The organism is Kocuria sp. LUK (assembly GCF_021012935.1).
GTDB lineage: Bacteria > Actinomycetota > Actinomycetes > Actinomycetales > Micrococcaceae > Kocuria > Kocuria flava.
Genome location: NZ_JAJMZI010000003.1, coordinates 493,453 through 515,231 on the forward strand (window position 1 = coordinate 493,453; position 21,779 = coordinate 515,231).

Genomic DNA, 21,779 nt, shown 5'->3' on the forward strand with positions numbered 1-21,779 from the left:
GCACCCCGCCTCCCCCCGACCTTTCGCCCAGGAGCTGAGCATGACCGAGGAGACCACCGGACGGCGAGATCCCTTCTTCGCCTTCGACGACGAGACCGACGAGCGGCCGGAGGAGCCCGAGGAGGGCCGGCGCGGGCGGGCCGTCGCGTGGAAGCCCATCGGCGTGGGCCTGCTGGGACTGCTGCTGGGCCTCGTGCTCGCCGTCAGCGGCGCCCTGACCTGGGACGACTCCCGGCGGATCGCCGGCTACGCCGACCGCTCGTGGGTGGTCGGCGGGCAGTACCAGGACCTCACCAACGACCTGCGCACCAAGGACTACAACCCGGTCTACCGCGGCGTCCTGCCGGCGGACCCGGCCGTCGCCGAGCAGCCCTTCGACTCGGGACTGGCCGACCCGCGGCCGGTGGAGCCGGGGGAGGAGATCGTCTTCCGCGGCACCCAGACCGGCTCCCGGGAGGACGACTTCCACGCGGAGGCCGACGCCCTGCTCGCCGTCGAGGACGGCACGCTGCAGGTCGTGGCCACCGACGAGGCCGGCGCCTACGGGGAGGGCATCACCGCCGGGACCGTGGCCTGGGAACGGACCGAGGCCGCGCTGCTCGTGCTCGGCGGCCTGGCGGTCGCCGGCGCCGGGCTGTGGTGGGCCCGCCGCCTCTGGCTGCGCGGCGCCTGAGCCGGACCGACGGGAACGGGCCCCGCAGGACACGACGTCCTGCGGGGCCCGTTCCCGTCGGCGGCCGGGGCGCTCAGGGCAGCTCCGGCAGGGCCGGGCGCAGCAGCCAGGCGTCCAGCAGCGCGTCGAGCCCCGCCCAGCGCTCCCGCGGGGCGAAGCCCCGCAGGTGCTCCCGGAAGCCGTCCGTGCTCACCCACGCGCCGCGGTGCACGCTCGCCCAGCTGCGCAGCACCTCCCGGAACACGGCGTCGCCGAGCTCCACGCGCAGCGCGTGCAGGGTCAGCGCCCCGCGCACGTAGACGACGTCGTCGAAGAGCCGCACGTGCCCGGGGTCCCCGATCACGAGGTCCTGGCGCATCCTCGACAGCGTCCGGTGGGCCTTCTCGGCGTGCCACCCGGCGGGGCGGCCCCCGGAGGCCTCCGACCAGATCCACTCGGCGTAGGAGGCGAAGCCCTCGTTGAGCCAGATGTCGCGCCAGGAGCCGAGCACGAGGCTGTTGCCGAACCACTGGTGGGCCAGCTCGTGGGCCACGAGCCGCTGCTCCTCCCAGTCCGTGCCGAGCTGGTTCTTGCCGAACACCGAGCAGGAGTGGCACTCGAAGGGGTCCTCGAGCGAGGTGTCGACCACCACGGCCGTGTAGCTGGGGAACGGGTAGGGGCCGAACCACTCGGCGAAGACCTCCAGCATCCGGCCCTGGTCGGCGAAGGTCCGCTCGGCCTTCTTGCGCCGCTTCTTCGGCACCACGAGCAGCTGGGGCACCCGCGAGCCGGTGAGCTCGACCCGCTGGAACGGACCGACCGCCACCGTGGCGAGGTAGGGCGGCAGCGGGTCCGGGGAGGCGAACACCCACGTGCGCTCGCCGTCGTCCTCGGCCACGGACTCGAGCTCGCCGCTGGCGTGGACGGTGTAGTCCTCGTCGGCGCGCACGGTGATCCGGAACGTCGCCCGGTGCGAGGGGTGGTCCACGCACGGGAACCACGTCGACGCGCCCGTGGGCTGGCCCGCGACCACGGCCCCGTCGTCCAGCTCGGTCCAGCCGACCTCCCCCCACGGGCCGTCGGTGCACTCGGGCCAGCCCTCGTAGGAGACCGTGACGGTGAACCGGTCCCCGGCGGCCACCGGCCGCGGCAGCGCCACGACCAGGCGGGAGCCGTGGTGGCGGGCCTCGGCCCGCCGGCCGCCGAGCAGCCCGCCGAGCCCGCCGGTGCTCACGCGCACCTCGGTCACGGCCAGCTCCGTGAGGTCGAGCTCGACCCGGTCGGTGGCCCGCAGCGCCCGGCAGGACAGGGCCGCCCGGGCCTCCAGGCCGTTGTCCTCGACGTCGTAGTCGAGGAAGAGGTCGTAGTGCTCCACCGTCACCGCGGTGCACCCCACCCCGGGGGTGTAGGGGTCGGGCGCGCCGTCGGCGCCGAGGAAGCGGTGGGCCGTGGTGGTGCTCACGGGACCAGCAGCAGCTTGCCCTGGGCGGTGCGCGACTGCAGCACCTCGTGCGCGCGCCGGGCCTCGGCCAGGGGGAAGGTCCCGGCGACCCGCACGCTCAGGGTGCCCTCGAGCACGGCGTCGAAGAGCTCCCCGGCCCGCCAGCTGCGCTCCTTCTCGTCGCGCAGGTAGTCGTTGAGCGTCGGGCGGGTGACGTAGAGGGACCCGTTCTGCGCCAGCCGCTGCAGGTCGAAGGGCGGGACCTGCCCGGAGGAGCCGCCGAAGAGCACGAGCGTGCCGCGGGCGCGCAGGGCCGTGAGCGACTCGTCGAAGGTGTCCCTGCCCACCGAGTCGTAGACGACGTCCGCGCCGCGTCCGTCCGTCAGCTCCCGGACCCGGGCGGCGAAGCCGTCGTAGCCGACGAGGACCTCGTCGGCCCCGAGCGAGCGCGCGGTGCGCGCCTTGTCCTCCGAGCCGACCAGGGCGACCACGGTCGCCCCCTGCCGCTTGAGCAGCTGGACCGCCAGCCCGCCCACGCCGCCGGCGGCGGCGGTGAGCACGGCCACGTCCCCCTCGTGCACCGGGTACGTGGAGCGCACGAGGTAGTGGGCGGTCAGCCCCTGCAGCGGGATCGCGGCGGCGACCTCGTCCGGGATCCCCGCGGGCACGCGCAGCGCCTTGTCGGCGTCCACCACGAACGCGTCGGCGTAGGTGCGTGCGGCCTGCGAGGTCGTGACGCGGTCGCCGAGGGCGAAGTGCTCGACACCCTCGCCCACGGCGGTCACCGTGCCGGCGCCCTCGCTGCCCGGGGTGAAGGGGTGCTCGACGGGGTAGATCCCCTCGCGCTGGTAGACCTCGATGAAGTTCACCCCCGCCGCGCTCGTGCGCACGAGCAGCTGGCCCGGTCCGGGCTCGGGGTCCGGGCGCTCGCCGAGGGCGAGCACCTCGGGACCTCCGGGCCGGTCGACGATCACGCTGCGAACCATGGTGGGGCACCTCCGGGGCCTCGGGAACGGGGACTCGTGGCCCATCGTAGGCCCCGGCCGCGCCCGGGCCGGGCCCGCGGCGCCGGAGACCGGAGCCCCACAAGTGGGGATAGCCGGGCCTCCGTCACGAACTCCTGTTCGCAGTCGGGAAGCGTAGATTGGAGGGCAACCGTCCGGGGGGACGCGCACGGGACGGGAGCGGCCGGGGCGGGGCCACCGGACCGGAACGCCGCGCCGGAGGGGACCGCGCACGGCCGGGCCGCCCGTCCACCCCGAGCGGGTGCATAATTATTTATCACTGTGCATAACTTTGAGTTAGAGTGGGGGACATGACGTTCAGCGCAGCAGTGTCGGGGGCATCGGGGTACGCCGGGGGAGAGGTCCTGCGGATCCTCGCCGGCCACCCGGAGATCGAGATCGGGGCCGTGGGAGCCCACTCCAACGCCGGTCAGCGGCTCGGGGAGGTGCAGCCGCACCTGCACTCCCTCGCGGACCGGGTGCTCGTGGGCACCACCGCCGAGAACCTCGCCGGCCACGACGTCGTCTTCCTGGCCCTGCCGCACGGTGCCTCCGCGGAGATCGCCGCACAGCTGCCGCCGGAGACCGTGGTGATCGACGCCGGGGCCGACCACCGGCTGGACAGCGCCGAGGCCTGGGAGCAGTTCTACGGCTCCGCGCACGCCGGGACGTGGCCCTACGGGCTGCCCGAGCTGCTCGTGGGCACCGACGGCACGCGCCAGCGCGAGCGGCTGCGCGAAGCCACGCGCATCGCCGTTCCCGGCTGCTACCCGACGGGCTCGCTGCTGGCCCTGGCCCCCGGCTTCGCCGCCGGGCTGCTCGAGCCGGAGGACGTCGTGATCGTCGCCGCCTCCGGGACCTCGGGCGCCGGCAAGGCCGTCAAGCCGCACCTGCTGGGCGCGGAGGTCATGGGCTCCATGTCCCCCTACGGCGTCGGCGGCGTCCACCGGCACACCCCCGAGATCGAGCAGGGGCTCGCGCGCGCGGCCGGGGAGCCGGTGCGGATCTCCTTCACCCCGACCCTGGCGCCGATGCCCCGCGGCATCCTCACCACCGCCACCGCCCGCGTCGCCGAGGGCGTCACCGCCGCCCAGCTGCGCGAGGCGTGGGAGGAGGCCTACGCGGCCGAGACCTTCGTGCGGGTGCTGCCCGAGGGGCAGTGGCCCGCGACGAAGTCGGTGGCCGGGTCCAACCACGTCCAGCTGCAGCTGGCGCTCGACCCGCGCGCCGGGCGCGTGGTCGTCTCGTGCGCCGTCGACAACCTCGTCAAGGGCACCGCCGGCGGTGCGGTGCAGTCCATGAACCTCGCCCTGGGGCTGCCCGAGGGCACCGGCCTGAACCTGCAAGGAGTCGCACCGTGAGAACCTACCCGTCCCAGAACCCCGCCGGGACGCTGGCCATCGACACGGCCCGCGGCGTGACCGCGGCCCGCGGCTTCCGCGCCTCCGGCACCACCGCCGGCTTCAAGGACTCCGGCACCCCCGACCTCGCGCTCGTCGTCAACGACGGCCCCCAGCACGCGGTCGCCGCCGTCTACACGACCAACCGGATCAGCGCCGCCCCCGTCCAGTGGTCCCGGGCCGTCACCGCCGACGGGAAGGCCACCGCCGTGGTGCTCAACTCCGGCGGGGCCAACGCGTGCACCGGCGCCCAGGGGTTCCAGGCCGCCCACCGCACCGCCGAGCTCGTGGGCGAGGCGCTGGGCACCGGCGCCGGCGACGTCGTCGTGTGCTCCACCGGGCTCATCGGCGTCCAGCTGCCCATGGACGTCATGGAGGCCGGGCTGGCCCCCGCCGTCGAGGCGCTCGCCGCCGACGACGCCGCCGGGGTGGCCGCCGCCCGGGCGATCATGACCACCGACTCCGTCCCGAAGCTCGCCGCCCACGAGGGCGGGGGCTGGACGGTCGCGGGCATGGCCAAGGGCGCGGGCATGCTGGCCCCCGGCCTGGCCACGATGCTCGTGGTGCTCACCACCGACGCCGAGGTCTCCTCCGACGCCCTCCAGTGGGCGCTGCAGGACGCCGTGAAGGTCACCTTCAACCGCACCGACTCCGACGGCTGCATGTCCACGAACGACACCGTGGTCCTGCTCGCCTCGGGCGCCTCCGGGGTCCGCCCGGACGAGTTCGAGTTCGGCCAGGCCGTCACGGCCGTGTGCCACTCCCTGGCCCAGCAGCTGATCCACGACGCCGAGGGCGCCGCGCACGACATCGAGATCACCACCGTCAACGCGGTCACGGAGTCCCAGGCCGAGGACGTCAGCCGCAGCGTGGCCCGCTCCAACCTGTTCAAGACCGCGATCTTCGGCAACGACCCCAACTGGGGCCGGGTGCTCTCCGCGGTCGGCACCACGGACGCCGCGTTCGACCCGGACCGCATCGACGTGACCATCAACGGCGTCACCGTCTGCCGCGACGGCGCCATCGGTGACGCGCGCGAGGGCGTGGACCTGGCCGCCGACCGCCGCGTCACCGTGCTGATCGACCTCAAGGCCGGCGACGCCGACGCCACCGTCTGGACCAACGACCTCACCCACGACTACGTCGAGGAGAACAGCGCCTACTCGACCTGAGCCGGCCCCCGGCGCCGGCACCGGCGCCCCGGAGCCCGCACGACGACGCGCAGGAGAGAGATGACCCACCCCACCGCACCCACCGCCGGGCCCGCCGTCCAGGACCGGGCCGCCGTCCTGCTCGAGGCGCTGCCCTGGATCCGGCGCCACGCCGGGACCGTCATGGTGTTCAAGTACGGCGGCAACGCCATGGTCTCGGAGCCGCTGCGGCAGGCCTTCGCCGAGGACATGGTGCTGCTGCGCCACCTGGGCGTCCACCCCGTCGTCGTCCACGGGGGCGGGCCGCAGATCAACCGCATGCTCGAGCGCCTCGGGATCGCCTCCGAGTTCCGCGGCGGGCTGCGGGTGACCTCCCGGGAGGCCCTCGAGGCCATCCGCATGGTCCTCACCGGCCAGGTCCAGCGGGAGCTCGTCTCGCTGCTCAACGCCACCGGCCCCTACGCGGTGGGCCTGTCGGGGGAGGACGCGCGCCTGTTCGGGGCCGTCCGGCGCGGGACCGTCGTCGACGGCGAGGAGGTCGACCTCGGCTGGGTGGGCGAGGTCGTCGCCGTCGACCCCGCGCCCGTGCGCCAGCTGCTGGACGCCGGGCGCATCCCGGTGATCTCCTCGGTGGCCCCCGAGGTCGACGGCGGGGGCGAGCCCACCGGCGAGGTCCTCAACGTCAACGCCGACACCGCCGCCGCGGCCGTCGCGGTCGCCCTGGGCGCCGAGGCGTTCGTGGCGCTGACCGACGTCGAGGGCCTCTACGCCGACTGGCCGGACCGCGACTCGCTGATCCCCTCCCTGACCGCCGGGCAGCTGCGCGAGCTGCTGCCCGGGCTGCAGTCGGGGATGATCCCCAAGATGGAGGCCGCCCTGCGCGCGGTCGAGGGCGGGGCCCGCCGGGCGGCGATCGTCGACGGCCGCGTCCCGCACGCCTGCCTGCTCGAGATCTTCCCGGGCGCCCGCACCGGCACCCAGCTCATCCCCGACGACGGAGTCCTCCCATGACCGCCATCCACCGCACCGACACCACCGCGCAGCAGTCCCTGCTCGGGGAGTACGCCGAGTCCCTGCTGGGCGTCTTCGGGACGCCCTCGCTCGTGCTGACCTCCGGCCGGGGGGCCGTGGTCACCGACGCCGACGGCAAGGACTACCTCGACCTGCTCGCCGGGATCGCCGTCAACGCCCTGGGCCACGCCCACCCGCGCTGGGTCGAGGCCGTCACCCGCCAGCTCGGGACCCTCGGGCACGTCTCGAACTTCTTCACCTCCCCCCAGCAGATCGCCCTGGCGGGCAAGCTGCTCCAGCTGGCCGGCGCCCCCGCCGGCTCCCACGTGTTCTTCGCGAACTCCGGCACCGAGGCCAACGAGGCCGCCTTCAAGCTCGCCCGGCGCAGCGGCCGGGAGCGCCCGGGGCCCGACGGCCGTCCCCGCACCACGGTCCTGGCCCTGGAGTCCGGCTTCCACGGGCGCACCATGGGCGCCCTGGCCCTCACCGCGAAGGAGGCCTACCGAGAGCCCTTCGAGCCGCTGCCGGGCGGGGTCCGGCACATCCCCGCCACGCTCGAGGCCCTCGAGGAGCACCTCGACGACACGGTCTCCGCCCTCGTCGTGGAGCCGATCCAGGGCGAGGCCGGCGTCCTGGGGCTGCCCGAGGGCTACCTGCGCCGCGCCCGCGAGCTGACCCGCGAGCACGGCGCGCTGCTGGTCGTCGACGAGGTCCAGACCGGCATCGGGCGCACCGGCCGGTGGTTCGCGTCCTCCGCCGAGCTCTCCGGCGAGGACCTGCCGGACGCCATCACCCTGGCCAAGGGGCTCGGCGGGGGCTTCCCCGTCGGGGCCCTGCTCACCATCGGCGCGGAGGTCTCCGGGCTGCTCACCGCCGGCCAGCACGGGACGACCTTCGGCGGCAACCCGCCGGCGACCGCCGCCGGGCTGGCGACCGTGCTCATCATCGAGGAGGACGGCCTGCTGGCCAACGCCCGCGAGGTCGGGGCGCTGCTGGGCGAGGGCCTGGCCGCCGTCCCCGGCGTGTCCGCCGTGCGCCAGCACGGCCTGCTCATCGGCGCCGACCTCGAGGTCCCCGAGGGGGTGCAGGTCCCGTGGGCCCCCGCCGTCGTCGAGGCCGCCCGCCGGGCGGGGTTCCTCGTCAACGCCCCCGGGCCGCGGACCCTGCGCCTGGCCCCGCCGCTGATCCTCACCCCCGAGCAGGCGCGCTCCTTCCTCGACGCCCTGCCCGGCATCCTGTCCGACGCCGCCGCCGCCGTCGCCTCCCCCGGCGCGGCGCCCGGTGCCAGCACCCCGAAAGAAGCCTGACCTCCCCATGCCCACCTCCCCCCGGCACTTCCTCGTCGACACCGACCTGACCCAGCAGGAGCAGTCCGAGGTCCTCGACCTCGCCCGGCGGCTGAAGGCCGACCGCTGGGCGCACCGGCCCTACGCCGGCCCCCAGACGGTCGCCCTGCTCTTCGACAAGACCTCGACGCGCACCCGCGTGTCCTTCGCGACGGGGATCGCCGACCTCGGCGGCAGCCCGCTGGTGGTCAACCCGGGGGAGTCCCAGCTGGGGAAGGAGAGCGTGGCCGACACCGCCCGCGTGTTCTCCCGCATGGTCTCGACCATCGTGTGGCGCACCTACGCCCAGGAGGGCCTCGAGGAGATGGCCGCCGCCTCGGACGTGCCGGTGGTCAACGGGCTCTCCGACGCCTACCACCCGTGCCAGATCCTCGCCGACCTGCTCACCGTGCGCGAGCACAGGGGCGACCCCGCCGGGCGGACCTTCGCCTACCTGGGCGACGCCGCCAACAACATGGCCCACTCCTACCTGCTCGGCGGGGCCACCGCGGGGATGCACGTGCGGGTCGCCGGCCCCGAGGGCTACCTGCCCGACCCGGCGGTCGTGGCCGCCGCCGAGGAGCGGGCGGCGAGCACCGGCGGGTCGGTGCGCGTGACCACCGACCCGGACGAGGCCCTGGCGGGTGCGGACGTCGTGTGCACCGACACCTGGGTCTCGATGGGCCAGGAGGCCGAGCGGGAGGCCCGGGCCCGGATCTTCGCCCCCTACGCGGTCGACGCCGCCGCCCTGGCCAAGGCGGACCCGGAGGCGGTGTTCCTGCACTGCCTGCCCGCCTTCCGGGGCTGCGAGGTCACCGCCGAGGTCCTCGAGGGCCCGCAGTCGGTGGTGTGGGACGAGGCCGAGAACCGGCTGCACGCCCAGAAGGCGCTGCTGGTGTGGCTGATGGCCCGCTCCGGACGCTACGACCTCGCGACCGGCTCGTGAGCATCCCCGCGACCAAGACCGCCCGCCAGGCGCGGATCGTGGCCCTCGTGACGGGCGGGTCCATCCACTCCCAGGCCGAGCTGGCCGCCCGGCTCGCCGAGGACGGCGTGCAGGTCACCCAGGCGACCCTCTCCCGCGACCTCGTGGAGCTCGGGGCCGTGCGGGTGCGCGACGGCGAGGGCACCCTCGTCTACGCCGTCCCGCAGGCCGGCGCCGACCGCTCGCCCACGGCGGGGGTCACGCAGGAGAGCCTCGACGCCCGGCTCTCCGGGGTCTGCCGCGAGCTGCTCGTGACGGCCGAGGCGAGCGCGAACCTCGTGGTGCTGCGCACCCCGCCCGGGGCCGCCCAGTACTTCGCCTCCGCGATCGACGCCTCGGTCATCCCGTCGGTGCTGGGCACCATCGCCGGCGACGACACCATCGTGGTCGTGTGCCGGGAGGCCGACGGCGGGGCGGCCGTGGCCGGGCGGTTCCTGGAGCTCGCCCGCTGAGCAGCGGTCCCGGGGGCGGCTAGCGCCCGGCGTGCTCCTCGAGCACGGGGATCAGGTCCGTGCGCTCGAAGACGCGCGCGAAGTCCACCGCGGAGTGGGCTCCGGCCGTCTGCGAGGCCCCGGCGGCGAGCAGCCGCCGCACGATGGCCTCGTGGCCGCGGAAGACCGCGCTCATCAGGGCCGTCTGCCCGTTGTCGTTGACCCGGTCGGGGTCGGCGCCGGCCTCCAGCAGGGCCGCGACCGTGTCCTCGTGCTGGTGGTAGGAGGCGAGGATCAGCAGGGTGTCGCCCTTGCCGTTGGTCAGGTTCACGGGCACGCCCGCCTCCAGCGCCGGCACGAGCTCCCCGGTGCGGCCCTCGCGGGCGGCGTCGAACAGGGACAGCACGTAGGCCATCTCCTCCTCGCTCAGCTGCGGGGCGCCGCCGTCCTGGGGCTGCTGGGGGTCCTGGGTCACGGCGCACCGTCCTTCGGGCTCGGGGATCTGTCCTGCACGGCAGTCTATCGGGGCGGAACCCCGGCGGGTGCCCGGGTCTTGACGTCGCAGTAACCCGCTGGCACGCTCGTGTGGCACGGCTCACACGACCGACCACGACCCCGGGGCCGCCACCCGGAGACGGGACCCCCATGCCCAACCTCGCCACACTGCTCACCGACTCGGCCGCGGCGTCCCCCGGGGCGCGGGCCGTGGTGCTCGACGACAGCGTCCTGACCTACGGCGCGCTCGACGACCTCTCCGCCCGCGTCGCCTCGCTGCTGACCTCCCGCGGCGTCCGGGCGGGGGACCGCGTGGCGCTCATCCTGCCCAACGTCCCGCACATGCCCGTGGCCTACTACGGCGTCCTGCGCACCGGCGGCGTCGTCGTGCCCCTGAACCCGCTGCTGAGCCCGCGCGAGCTCGGCTACCACTTCCAGGACGCCGAGGTCTCCCTCGTGCTCGTGTGGGAGACCGTGGCAGGGGCCGCGCGCGCCGCCGCGGCGGAGCTCGGGCGCGACGTCCCGGTGGTCGAGATCACCGCCGCCGGCACGCTCCCGGAGCTGCGCCGGGTGCCGCCCCTGCCGGAGGTCGCCGAACGGGCCGGGGAGGACCCCGCCGTGCTGCTCTACACCTCCGGGACCACGGGACGGCCCAAGGGGGCGGTCCTGACCCACGCCAACCTCACGAGCAACGCCCGGCTCTCCGCCGAGCTGTTCTCGCTGGCCCCCGGCGACGTCATGTTCGGGGGGCTGCCGTTCTTCCACGTCTTCGGCCAGACCGTCGCCCTCAACGGCGCCCTGGGCGCCGGGGCCACCGTCACCCTCCTGCCGCGCTTCGACCCGGCCCGGGCGCTGGAGATCCTCGTGCGCGACGAGGTCACGGTCTTCGCCGGGGTGCCGAGCATGTACGTCGCCCTGCTCCGGGCGGCCGGCGGGGAGCCGGTCCGGGCGCCGCACCTGCGTGCGGGGGTCTCCGGGGGCTCGCCGCTGCCGGTCGAGGTGCTCGAGCGCTTCGAGGCCCTGTTCGGGGCCCCGATCTACGAGGGCTACGGGCTCTCCGAGACCTCCCCGGTGGTGTGCTTCAACCAGGAGGACCGGGGGCGGCGCCCCGGCTCCATCGGCACCGTGGTGCGCGGCGCGCAGCTGCGGGTCCTCGACGACGCCGGGGCGGAGGTGCCCGTGGGCGAGATCGGCGAGCTCGCCGTGGCGGGGGAGTACGTGATGGCCGGCTACTGGCGCAACCCGGAGGCGACCGCGGCGGCGATCCAGGACGGGTGGTTCCGCACCGGGGACCTGGCCCGGGTCGACGAGGACGGCTTCTACTGGATCGTGGACCGGAAGAAGGACATGGTCCTGCGCGGGGGCTACAACGTCTACCCCCGCGAGATCGAGGAGGTGCTCTACCAGTACCCGGGGATCGCGGAGGCCGCCGTCGTCGGGGTCCCGGACGAGGCGATGGGGGAGGAGGTCGCGGCCGTCGTCGCGTTCCGGGACGTGCCCGAGCCCGAGCGCCCGGCCCGGCTCGACGAGCTCGACGCCTTCGTGCGCGAGCGCCTGGCCCGCTACAAGCACCCGCGGTGGTACAAGGTCGTCGAGGAGCTGCCCAAGGGCCCGACCGGCAAGATCCTCAAGCGCTCGCTCGACCTCGAGGGCGCGGTGCGCCGCTCCTGAGTCCCGCCGTACCCCCGGCCGGGAGCACGACGGAGGGCCCGCCGCGGATCGCGGCGGGCCCTCCGTGCGCTGCCCGGGGCCGTGCCGGGCGGGACCCCTGGGGACCCGCCCGGCACCGCCCCGGTGCCGGCGTCAGTTCGACATCATCGCGGGGCTGCGCTGCGGCTCCCGCTCGACGACGACGCGCTCGTTCGGCACGCAGTGGGTCATCGTCAGGCCCTCGACGTCGCGCGGGCCGTTGTTGCCGAGGTTGGCCACGCGCTGCAGCTCCTCCTCGGACAGGCGCTGGGTCGGCAGCGGGCCGAGGTCCTTGACGTCCTCGAGGGAGACGCCGATGCCCTCGCCCACGCGCCGGCCGAGCTCGTCGTGGACCATGTAGAAGTGCCAGACCATGCGCTCCTGGATGGGGCGGTCGCACTGGGAGAGCGCGTCGACGAAGTTCGCGATCAGCTCCTCCTTCTCCCACTCCTCCTGGAGCTGGAAGCGCTCGCCGGCCTGCTTGTAGTCGTTGGTCCGCTCGATCCGGGCGCGGGTCAGGCGGCCGCCGATCTCCGGGCCGACCTCGGCGTGGTAGTCATCGCCCTTCGGGGCCTCCTGCACGCCGCCGGTGATGGACGGCTCGTAGTTGACGTGCGGGTTCTGACCGGGGGCGTGGTCGACGTGGTAGGCCATCTGGCCGTCGCGCTGGTTGGTGGCGACCTTGGCCTTCGGCGCGTTGACCGGCAGCTGCAGGTAGTTCGGGCCCACGCGGTAGCGCTGGGTGTCCGAGTAGGAGAAGGTGCGGCCGACGAGCATCTTGTCGTCGGAGAACTCGAGGCCGTCCACCAGCACACCGGTGCCGAAGGCGATCTGCTCGTTCTCGGCGAAGAAGTTCTCCGGGTTGCGGTTGAGCACCATGCGCCCGACCGGCTTCGGCGGGAACAGCTCCTCCGGCCAGACCTTGGTGTCGTCCAGCGGGTCGAAGTCCAGCTCCGGGTGGTCGTGGTCGTCCATCAGCTGCACGCGCAGCTCCCACTCGGGGTAGTCGCCGGCCTCGATCGCGTCGTAGAGGTCCTTGGTGTGCGAGCCGAGGGTGCCGGCCTGGACGTTGGCGGCGTCCTCGGAGGTGTAGGACTTCACCCCGTCCTTCGGGACCCAGTGGTACTTCACGAGCTTGGACTCGCCGGCGGCGTTGACCCAGCGGTAGGTGTTGACGCCGAAGCCCTGCTGGTGGCGGTAGTCCGCCGGGATGCCGCGCGGGCCGAAGACCAGCATGATCATGTGCATCGCCTCGGGCGACTGGCTGAAGAAGTCGAAGGCCCGGTTGGCGACGCCGGCCTCGAAGTTCACGGGGTCCGGCTTCTGGGAGTGGATGAAGTCCGGGAACTTGATGGCGTCGCGGATGAAGAACACGCCGAGGTTGTTGCCGACGAGGTCCCAGTTGCCGTCCTCGGTGTAGAACTTCACCGCGAAGCCGCGCGGGTCGCGGGCGACCTCGGAGGAGTCGCGGCCGCCGGCCACGGTGGAGAAGCGCAGCGCCACGTCGGTGCGCTTGCCCTTCTCCTGGAACAGCTTCGCGCGGGTGTAGCGGGAGATGGGCTCGTCGCCCCAGGTCCCGTAGGACTCGAAGTAGCCGAACGCGGTGGTGCCGCGGGCGTGGACCACGCGCTCGGGGATGCGCTCGCGGTCGAAGTGGCTCATCTTCTCGAGGAACTGGTAGTTCTCGAGCGTCGCCGGGCCGCGGGAGCCGATCGTGCGGGTGTTCTGGTTGTCGCGGACCGGGTGGCCCTGCCGGGTGGTCAGGGTCTGGTCGGGCTCGTACGTCATGAGGGTTCCTCTCGGGGTCGGGACCGTGTGGAGGCGGAGCGGGCCGGGCCCGCTCCTCCCGGAGCCGCCGCCGGCGGTCCGGGTGTCGTTCCCCAGTATGTCCCACGCCCGACGTTATTGCTAGCAATTCACAATTGAAGCCGAGGTGTCCTGCCGGTGTCCGCGCGGTGCGGGCGCCCGCCCCGGCATGATGCATAAATAAAACAAGATGTGTATAGTCATGCACAGAGAGGGTCCGTGCCGGCGGTGCCCGGACCGACCACAGAACGAACGAAGGAGAACACCGTGACCGAGCGCGTCGTGCTGGCCTACTCCGGGGGCCTCGACACCTCCGTGGCGATCGGCTGGATCGGGGAGGCGACCGGGGCCGAGGTCGTCGCGGTCGCCGTCGACGTCGGGCAGGGCGGGGAGGACCTCGAGACCATCCGCCAGCGCGCCCTCGACTGCGGCGCCGTGGAGGCCTACGTGGCCGACGCCCGCGACGAGTTCGCCGCGGAGTACTGCATGCCCGCCCTGCAGGCCAACGCCCTGTACATGGACGCCTACCCGCTGGTCTCCGCGCTCTCGCGCCCCGTGATCGTCAAGCACCTGGTCGCCGCCGCCCACCGCTTCGGCGCGACCACCGTCGCCCACGGCTGCACCGGCAAGGGCAACGACCAGGTCCGCTTCGAGGTCGGCATCCAGACCCTGGGTCCCGAGCTCAAGTGCATCGCCCCGGTGCGCGACCTCGCGCTGACCCGCGACAAGGCCATCTCCTACGCCGAGAAGCACGACCTGCCGATCGCCACCACGAAGAAGAACCCGTTCTCCATCGACCAGAACGTCTGGGGCCGCGCCGTCGAGACCGGCTTCCTCGAGGACATCTGGAACGGTCCCACCAAGGACGTCTACGACTACACCGACGACCCGGCCTTCCCGCCGGCCCCCGACGAGGTGGTCGTGCGCTTCGAGCGCGGGATCCCCGTGGCCCTCGACGGCCAGGACGTCACCCCGCTGCAGGCGATCCAGGAGATGAACCGCCGCGCCGGCGCCCAGGGCATCGGCCGCATCGACATCGTCGAGGACCGGCTCGTGGGCATCAAGTCCCGCGAGATCTACGAGGCCCCCGGGGCCATGGCCCTCATCGCCGCCCACCGCGAGCTCGAGAACGTCACCGTCGAGCGCGAGCAGGCCCGCTTCAAGCGCGGCGTCGACCAGCGCTGGACCGAGCTCGTCTACGACGGCCAGTGGTTCTCCCCGCTCAAGCGCTCGCTGGACGCCTTCGTGCAGGACACCCAGCGCCACGTCGAGGGCGAGATCCGGATGACCCTGCACGCCGGCAACGCCACGGTCACCGGCCGCCGCTCCGCGACCTCGCTCTACGACTTCAACCTGGCCACCTACGACGAGGGCGACACCTTCGACCAGTCCCAGGCCCGGGGCTTCATCGAGCTGTTCGGCATGTCCTCGAAGGTCGCCTCCGCCCGCGACCAGCGCCTCGAGGGCGGGACGCGCTGACCGCCCGCTAGGCTCGGTCCGGGAACGGCGCCGGCGACGACGGAGGGCCCCATCCCCGCGGTGGGGCCCTCCGCGCGCCCGCACCCCGGACCGTCCCGCACGCCCGCACCGCACGCACCGCACGCCGCAAGGAGACCTGACCATGGCCCAGCACGACAAGCACGGCACGAACGAGGGGGCCCTGTGGGGCGGGCGCTTCGCCGGCGGCCCGGCCGACGCCCTCGCGGCCCTGAGCCGCTCGACCGACTTCGACTGGCGGCTGGCCCCCTATGACATCGCCGGCTCCCGCGCCCACGCCCGCGTGCTGCGCACCGCCGGGCTGCTGACCGACGAGGAGCTCGAGGGCATGCTGGCGGCCCTCGACGCCCTCGAGGCCGACGTGCGCTCCGGGGCCTACGTCCCGGCCCCCTCCGACGAGGACGTGCACGGCTCCCTCGAGAAGGGGCTCATCGAACGCGCCGGACCCGCCCTCGGCGGCAAGCTGAGGGCCGGCCGCTCGCGCAACGACCAGATCGCCACGCTCGGGCGGATGTACCTGCGCGACCACGCGGCGATCATCGCCCGCGACGTGCTCGCCGTCGTGCAGGCCCTGCTCGACCAGGCGAAGGCCCACCCCGAGGCCCCCATGCCCGGGCGCACCCACCTCCAGCACGCGCAGCCGGTGCTGCTCTCCCACCACCTGCTCGCCCACGCGTGGGCGATGCTGCGCGACGTCGAGCGCCTCGTCGACTGGGACGCGCGCGCGGCGGTCTCGCCCTACGGCTCCGGCGCCCTCGCCGGGTCCTCCCTGGGCCTGGACCCCGCCGCCGTGGCGGCCGAGCTCGGCTTCGACTCCGCCGTGCACAACTCGATCGACGGCACGGCCGCGCGCGACGTCTACGCCGAGTTCGCGTGGGTCTGCGCCATGATCGGCGTCGACATGTCCCGGATCTCCGAGGAGATCACCACGTGGGCGACCAAGGAGTTCTCCTTCGTCACCCTCGACGACGCCTTCTCGACCGGCTCCTCGATCATGCCGCAGAAGAAGAACCCGGACGTGGCCGAGCTCGCCCGCGGCAAGGCCGGCCGGCTCATCGGCGACCTCACGGGCCTGCTGGCGACCCTCAAGGGCCTGCCGCTGGCCTACAACCGCGACCTGCAGGAGGACAAGGAGCCGGTCTTCGACGCGATCGACCAGCTCGAGGTCCTGCTGCCCGCCGTCGCCGGGATGGTGGCCACCCTGACGTTCCACACGCAGCGGATGGCCGAGCTGGCCCCGCAGGGCTTCGCCCTCGCCACGGACGTGGCCGAGTGGCTCGTGCGCCAGGGCGTGCCGTTCCGCGACGCCCACGAGATCGCCGGGGACGCCGTGCGCGTGTGCGAGCAGCACGGGATCGAGCTGTGGGACCTCACGGACGAGCAGCTCGCGGCCGTCTCGGCGCACCTGGACCCGGCCGTGCGCGAGGTGCTCACCGTCGAGGGCTCCCTCGCCTCCCGCAGCGCCCAGGGCGGCACCGCGCCGTCCGCGGTCGCGGCGCAGGTCGCGGAGCTCGAGCGCCGGCTGGCCGCGGTCGAGGCGTTCTCCCGCCGGGACCCGGTGGTCCGGGGCTGAGCGGGCGGCACCCCGTGGAGCACCCCGCCCTGCTCCGGCTGCTGGCCCGTCCGGCGCCCGAGGTCGCGCCGCGGCTGCTCGGCGGGCTCTTCGGCCACCGCACCGCCGAGGGCGCCGTCGTCGTGCGGATCACCGAGGTCGAGGCCTACGGCGGACCGCCGGGCACCGACCTGCCCGACCCCGGGGCGCACACCTGGCGCGGGCGCACGGCCCGCAACGCGTCGATGTTCGGCCCGCCCGGGCACGTCTACGTGTACTTCACCTACGGCATGCACCACGCGGTCAACCTCGTCTGCCGCCCCGACGGCGTCCCCGGCGGCTGCCTGATCCGCGCCGGGGAGGTCGTCGAGGGCGCCGGGCTGGCCCGGGCCCGGCGGGAGGCAGGCCGCGCGGGCCCGGTGCCGGACGCGGCGCTGGCCCGCGGGCCGGGCAACCTCGCCAAGGCCATGGGCATCGTCCTCGCCCACGACGGCGCGCCCCTGGCGGCCGGCGAGCGCCCCGGTGCGCACGGGCCCGCCCACGGGTTCTTCCTCCGTCTCCCGGAGCCCCCGGAGCCCTCCGCCCACGGGCCGCGCACGGGGGTGACCGGGCCGGGCGGGACCCCGGAGTACCCGTGGCGCTGGTGGGTCCCGGGCGAGCCCACGGTCTCCCCCTACCGCCCGGCGGCGGCCCGGCGGCGGCGGGGGAGGCCCCCCGGCGGCGGCGACGGATAGCATGGTCGCCGTGACCGAATCCGTGGAGCAGCTCGTCGAGCGCCTGTGCGCGAAGATCCCCGACCACCCCGAGCCGGGGGTGCTGTTCCGGGACCTCACGCCGCTGTTCGCGGACGCCGACGGGTTCCGGCGCACCACCGACGCCCTCGCGGAGGCGTTCCGGGGCCGGTTCGACTTCGTGGCCGGGATCGAGGCCCGCGGCTTCCTCCTGGCGGGAGCGGTCGCCTACGCCTCCGGCACGGGCATCATCCCCGTGCGCAAGGCCGGGAAGCTGCCGCGGGAGACCTACCGCGAGGAGTACGTGCTCGAGTACGGCTCGGCCGTGCTGGAGATCCACACCGACGACGTCCCGCGCGGCTCCCGCGTGCTCGTGCTCGACGACGTCCTGGCCACCGGCGGCACGCTCGGGGCGACCGCGCAGCTGCTGCACCGGGCAGGGCTGCACGTCGCCGGCTTCGGGCTGGTCATGGAGCTCACCGAGCTGCGCGGGCGTGCCCGGCTGGGCGGGCACCGGGTCCGGGCCCTCTACCGCGTCTGAGCCGCGGGCTCCGCGTCGGGGCCCCCGACGGCCCGGCCGCGGACCCCGGGGCCGCGCCGGCGCTGTGCTTCCGGACACACTGTGACGCGCGGTGCGCCGACGGGCCCGGCAACCGGCGCGGGCGTCGCTAGAATGGATCGCCTGTCCGACCGGGAACGAGGTGTGCACCCATGGCAGAGACCGTCGCCACGACGGCGGCCGAGCAGCTGGCCGTCGAGCGCGAGTACGTCGCGAGGCTCTACGAGCGGCTGGACGAGCTGCGGGCCGAGAAGACCGAGGAGCTCGCGGCCGTGCGCCGCAGCCGCTCCAGCGGCAACCACCAGAACCGCTCCGAGCGCGACGCCTTCGCCTCGCACTACGAGGACCGGCTGGCCCAGCTCAACGCCGTGGACCACCGCCTGGTCTTCGGCCGGCTCGACACCGACGAGGACGAGCGCCGCTACGTGGGCCGGATCGGCCTGGCCACCGAGGACCACCAGCGGCTGATGGTCGACTGGCGCGCCCGCGAGGCCGCCGCGTTCTACCAGGCCACCGCCCAGCACCCCATGGGGGTGCGGCGGCGCCGCCACCTGATCCTCGAGGGGCGGGAGGTCACCGCCCTGGAGGACGACGTCCTGGACCCGCAGATGCTCGACGACGAAGGCGTGCTGCACGGCGAGGGAGCCCTGCTGGCGGCCCTGAACCAGAAGCGCACGGGCCGGATGTCGGACATCGTGGCGACGATCCAGGCCGAGCAGGACCGGATCATCCGCGCGCCCCTGCCCGGGGTGCGGGTCGTGCAGGGCGGGCCCGGCACCGGCAAGACCGCTGTGGCGCTGCACCGTGCCGCGTACCTGCTCTACGAGCACCGGGAGCGGCTGCGGAAGGCGGGAGTGCTGATCATCGGCCCGTCGTCGTCGTTCCTGTGGTACATCGAGCGCGTGCTGCCGGCCCTGGGCGAGACGGGCGTCGTGATGTCCTCCCTCGCGGAGCTGTTCCCCGGCGTCTCCGCCGTGCCCGAGCGGGACCCCGAGGCGGCCCGGCTGAAGGCCGGGCTGGAGATGGCCGAGGTCGTGGCCAGGGCCGTCAAGGACCGGCAGAAGGTGCCCGGGGCCGACCAGGTGCTGCGCGTGGACACCCACCGGGTCACCCTGACCCGCAAGGCGGTCAAGCGGGCCCGCGACAAGGCGCGCGCCACGGGCAAGCCGCACAACGAGGCCCGGAACACCTTCGTGAAGATCCTGCTGCGCGAGCTCACCGAGCAGCTGGGGGAGCACCTGAACAGCACCAGCGGAAACGTCATGGACCGCTCCTACCTCGCCGAGGACATCCGCCAGTCCCGGGACGTGCGGGTGGCCCTCAACCTCGCGTGGCTGCCGCTGACCCCGCAGCAGCTCGTGGACCAGCTGCTCAGCAAGCGCCACTACCTCGAGTCGGCCGCGCCGCACCTGCGCCCCGCCGAGGTCGAGGCGCTGCTGCGCCCGGCCGGCGCCCCTTTCACGGTGGCCGACGTCCCGCTGCTCGACGAGGCGGCCGAGCTGCTCGGCGACCTCGACGCCGCCGGCGTGCGGGTGCGGGCCGAGGCGGAGCGCGAGCAGCGGCGGTCCGCCGAGAACGCCGAGCGCGCCCTGCAGAACATGCACCAGAGCCTCGAGGACGTGGGCGTCGACGGCGTCGTCTCCGCCCAGGACCTCACCGCGTTCAACACCGTGACCCCGCACCGGATGACGGCGGCGGAGGCGGCCACGGCCGACCGGACGTGGGCCTACGGGCACGTGGTCGTCGACGAGGCCCAGGAGCTCACGCCCATGCAGTGGCGGGTGCTCATGCGCCGGTGCCCCATGAAGTCCTTCACCGTGGTGGGCGACATCGCCCAGGCCGGCTCGACCGTCGCCGCCCGCAGCTGGGCGGAGTCGCTCGAGCCGTTCGTGGGGGACCGGTTCGCGCTCGAGGAGCTGACCGTCAACTACCGGACCCCCGCCGCGATCGCCCGGGCCGCCGCCGGGGTGGCCCGCGCCGCGGGCCTGGAGATCTCCTCCCCGCGGGCGGTGCGCGAGGGCGAGCCCCCCGTGCTCACCCGCGTCGGCGAGGACGGGCTGGTCGAGGGCGTGCTCGAGCAGGTCCGCGCGGAGCTCGAGGTCGTCGAGGGCGGGCTCGTGGCCGTCATCGCCGCCGAGGACCGGCTGCCCGAGCTCGGCGCCGCCCTCGCCCGGGCCCTGCCCGGGACCGTCGGGGCCGGGGTGCGCCGGCTCGACCGTCAGGTCGTGGTGCTCTCGGCGTGGGACGCCAAGGGCCTGGAGTTCGACGCGGTCGTGCTCGCGGAGCCCGCGGCGCTGGTCCACGAGGCCGGCGGCGGTGTCGGCAACCTCTACGTCGCCATGACCCGGCCCACCCAGCGCCTGCGCGTGGTCGCCGCCGGGGAGCTGCCGGCAGGCCTCGATCAGGACTGACGCCCCCGGTGCCGGGGCGCGGGCGCGCGTCCGCGCCCTGGTACCTTGGAGGCCGTGTCCAACGCGATCGATCTGAACTCCCAGCACAACGACCCGACCTTCGCCACCGTGTGGCAGGAGCTGACGTGGCGGGGGCTGGTCCACGTCTCCACCGACGAGCAGGCCCTCGAGCGGGCGCTGTCGGAGGAGACCGTCACCTATTACTGCGGGTTCGATCCGACCGCCGCCTCGCTGCACCTGGGCCACCTCGTCCAGCTGCTGCTGATGCGCCGGCTGCAGCTGGCCGGACACCATCCCATCGGCCTCGTCGGCGGCTCCACGGGACTGATCGGCGACCCCCGGCAGACCTCCGAGCGCGTCCTGAACTCCCGGGAGACCGTGGCCGAGTGGGTCGGGTCGCTGCGGGAGCAGATCCGCCGGTTCCTCTCCTTCGAGGGGGACAACGCCGCGGTGATGGTCAACAACCTCGACTGGACCGCGCCGATGTCCGCGATCGACTTCCTGCGCGAGATCGGCAAGCACTTCCGGGTGGGGACCATGATCAAGAAGGAGATCGTGGCCAAGCGGCTGAACTCGGAGGAGGGCATCTCCTACACCGAGTTCAGCTACCAGGTGCTGCAGGGCCTGGACTACCTCTACCTCTACCGCGACCACGGCTGCACCCTCCAGACCGGCGGGTCCGACCAGTGGGGCAACCTCACCTCCGGCACCGAGCTGATCCGCAAGGTCGAGGGGGCCGCGGTGCACGCCATCGGCACGCCCCTGATCACCAACTCCGACGGCACCAAGTTCGGCAAGTCCGAGGGCAACGCCGTGTGGCTGGACCCGGAGCTGACCTCGCCGTACGCGTTCTACCAGTTCTGGCTCAACACCGCCGACGCCGACGTGGTCGACCGGCTCAAGGTCTTCACGTTCCTGACCCGCGCGCGGATCGAGGAGCTCGCCCAGCAGGTGCGGGACGCCCCCTTCCGCCGCGAGGCGCAGAAGGTGCTCGCCTGGGAGGTCTGCACTTTGGTGCACGGGACCGCCGCCACCGAGCAGGCCGTCGCCGCCTCCGAGGCCGTGTTCGGGAAGGGCGAGCTGGCCGGGCTGGACGAACCGACGCTCGCCGCCGTCGCGGCCGAGCTGCCCTCGGTCGTGGTCGGCCGGGAGGAGCTCTCCGTCGTCGACCTGCTCGTCGCCACCGGCCTGGCCGAGTCCCGCTCGGCCGCCCGCCGCACGCTCAAGGAGGGCGGCGCCTCGGTGAACAAGGCCAGGATCGAGGGGGAGGACGCCGTCATCGACCCGGAGCAGCTGCTCCACGGGCGCTACGCCCTGCTGCGCCGCGGCAAGAAGCACCTGGCGGCGGTCGTCGTCGAGCACTGAGCCGGCCCGTACCGCTCCCGTCCCGCCCCGGGGCCTGGTTTGCAGGCCCCGGGGCGGGCGTGTAATGTTTTCGAAGTCGCAAGGCGGGGCCGAGAGGCCGGCCGGCGACGAAGCCGCAAAGATCAGCACGGTGAACTCGCCGTGCCTAGTTCATGCGGAGGACCGTTCGCACGGTCCGGAACGGGGTGCACGTCAAGTTGACACGCCGAGAACGGACTGCGTAGGATGATCCAGTCGCAACGGGCCGGGAACGAAGAGTTCACCGGCCGGGCAG

At 74.1% G+C, this 21,779-nt stretch carries 18 protein-coding genes; 14 read left to right on the forward strand and 4 right to left on the reverse strand.

All coding sequences use genetic code 11. The features are described 5' to 3' along the window. The first annotated feature begins 40 nt into the window (after positions 1-40). Complete coding sequence (locus LQU92_RS07815; RefSeq protein ID WP_101852589.1) at positions 41-673, forward strand: hypothetical protein; 633 nt, start codon at positions 41-43, stop codon at positions 671-673. Between the two features lie 73 nt (positions 674-746). Here LQU92_RS07815 and LQU92_RS15290 read toward each other — a convergent pair whose 3' ends face one another. Then, on the reverse strand, positions 747-2,114 hold the full coding sequence (locus tag LQU92_RS15290) for a M1 family metallopeptidase (RefSeq protein WP_230779590.1): 1,368 nt from the start codon (positions 2,112-2,114) through the stop codon (positions 747-749). Beyond that, entirely contained in the window at positions 2,111-3,079 is a 969-nt protein-coding gene (locus tag LQU92_RS07825; RefSeq protein ID WP_230779592.1) for a quinone oxidoreductase, read from the reverse strand. The genes LQU92_RS15290 and LQU92_RS07825 overlap by 4 nt, the downstream gene beginning before the upstream one ends. A gap of 329 nt (positions 3,080-3,408) precedes the next feature. On the opposite strand from LQU92_RS07825, the gene argC reads away from it, so the two are divergent. The 6 genes from argC to LQU92_RS07855 are packed head-to-tail and all read left to right on the forward strand — an operon-like array spanning position 3,409 to position 9,421. Beyond that, the gene (gene argC, locus LQU92_RS07830) at positions 3,409-4,458 is read left to right on the forward strand and encodes an N-acetyl-gamma-glutamyl-phosphate reductase (RefSeq protein WP_230779595.1); all 1,050 of its coding nucleotides are present in this window, start codon (positions 3,409-3,411) and stop codon (positions 4,456-4,458) included. Beyond that, a complete protein-coding gene (argJ, locus tag LQU92_RS07835; RefSeq protein WP_180814695.1) occupies positions 4,455-5,669 on the forward strand; it encodes a bifunctional glutamate N-acetyltransferase/amino-acid acetyltransferase ArgJ in 1,215 nt (404 codons plus the stop codon). The genes argC and argJ overlap by 4 nt, the downstream gene beginning before the upstream one ends. A 60-nt stretch (positions 5,670-5,729) precedes the next feature. Continuing rightward, complete coding sequence (gene argB, locus LQU92_RS07840) at positions 5,730-6,659, forward strand: acetylglutamate kinase (RefSeq protein ID WP_101852585.1); 930 nt, start codon at positions 5,730-5,732, stop codon at positions 6,657-6,659. Then, positions 6,656-7,966 carry an acetylornithine transaminase gene (locus LQU92_RS07845; protein ID WP_230779605.1) on the forward strand — a complete coding sequence of 437 codons (1,311 nt, stop codon included), beginning with the start codon at positions 6,656-6,658 and terminating at the stop codon, positions 7,964-7,966. The genes argB and LQU92_RS07845 overlap by 4 nt, the downstream gene beginning before the upstream one ends. Positions 7,967-7,973: 7 nt before the next feature. After that, on the forward strand, positions 7,974-8,930 hold the full coding sequence (argF, locus tag LQU92_RS07850) for an ornithine carbamoyltransferase (RefSeq protein ID WP_058858512.1): 957 nt from the start codon (positions 7,974-7,976) through the stop codon (positions 8,928-8,930). Next, positions 8,927-9,421: an arginine repressor gene (locus LQU92_RS07855; RefSeq protein ID WP_230779609.1), complete on the forward strand. Its 495-nt coding sequence runs from the start codon at positions 8,927-8,929 to the stop codon at positions 9,419-9,421. The genes argF and LQU92_RS07855 overlap by 4 nt, the downstream gene beginning before the upstream one ends. 19 nt (positions 9,422-9,440) lie before the next feature. On the opposite strand, the gene LQU92_RS07860 is transcribed toward LQU92_RS07855, so the two are convergent. Then, positions 9,441-9,875 carry an ankyrin repeat domain-containing protein gene (locus tag LQU92_RS07860; protein ID WP_230779611.1) on the reverse strand — a complete coding sequence of 145 codons (435 nt, stop codon included), beginning with the start codon at positions 9,873-9,875 and terminating at the stop codon, positions 9,441-9,443. 170 nt (positions 9,876-10,045) lie between these two features. Between LQU92_RS07860 and LQU92_RS07865 the strand changes: the two genes are divergently transcribed. Then, on the forward strand, positions 10,046-11,566 hold the full coding sequence (locus tag LQU92_RS07865) for a long-chain fatty acid--CoA ligase (protein WP_112255201.1): 1,521 nt from the start codon (positions 10,046-10,048) through the stop codon (positions 11,564-11,566). A 132-nt stretch (positions 11,567-11,698) separates the two neighbouring features. On the opposite strand, the gene LQU92_RS07870 is transcribed toward LQU92_RS07865, so the two are convergent. Next, positions 11,699-13,372, reverse strand: a complete 1,674-nt coding sequence (locus LQU92_RS07870; RefSeq protein WP_112255200.1) for a catalase — start codon at positions 13,370-13,372, stop codon at positions 11,699-11,701. A gap of 285 nt (positions 13,373-13,657) precedes the next feature. Here LQU92_RS07870 and LQU92_RS07875 point away from each other — a divergent pair, with 285 nt between their 5' ends. From LQU92_RS07875 to tyrS, 6 genes are all read left to right on the forward strand, one after another. Next, the gene (locus tag LQU92_RS07875; protein WP_058858516.1) at positions 13,658-14,869 is read left to right on the forward strand and encodes an argininosuccinate synthase; all 1,212 of its coding nucleotides are present in this window, start codon (positions 13,658-13,660) and stop codon (positions 14,867-14,869) included. 142 nt (positions 14,870-15,011) lie between these two features. After that, positions 15,012-16,460: an argininosuccinate lyase gene (argH, locus tag LQU92_RS07880; RefSeq protein WP_058858517.1), complete on the forward strand. Its 1,449-nt coding sequence runs from the start codon at positions 15,012-15,014 to the stop codon at positions 16,458-16,460. Between the two features lie 14 nt (positions 16,461-16,474). Next, complete coding sequence (locus LQU92_RS07885; protein ID WP_230779614.1) at positions 16,475-17,173, forward strand: DNA-3-methyladenine glycosylase; 699 nt, start codon at positions 16,475-16,477, stop codon at positions 17,171-17,173. A gap of 1 nt (position 17,174) precedes the next feature. Continuing rightward, positions 17,175-17,711: an adenine phosphoribosyltransferase gene (locus LQU92_RS07890; protein WP_186815362.1), complete on the forward strand. Its 537-nt coding sequence runs from the start codon at positions 17,175-17,177 to the stop codon at positions 17,709-17,711. 170 nt (positions 17,712-17,881) lie between these two features. Continuing rightward, the gene (locus LQU92_RS07895) at positions 17,882-20,140 is read left to right on the forward strand and encodes a UvrD-helicase domain-containing protein (RefSeq protein ID WP_112254593.1); all 2,259 of its coding nucleotides are present in this window, start codon (positions 17,882-17,884) and stop codon (positions 20,138-20,140) included. A gap of 54 nt (positions 20,141-20,194) precedes the next feature. Next, positions 20,195-21,505, forward strand: a complete 1,311-nt coding sequence (gene tyrS, locus LQU92_RS07900) for a tyrosine--tRNA ligase (RefSeq protein ID WP_101852579.1) — start codon at positions 20,195-20,197, stop codon at positions 21,503-21,505. Positions 21,506-21,779 lie beyond the last annotated feature (274 nt).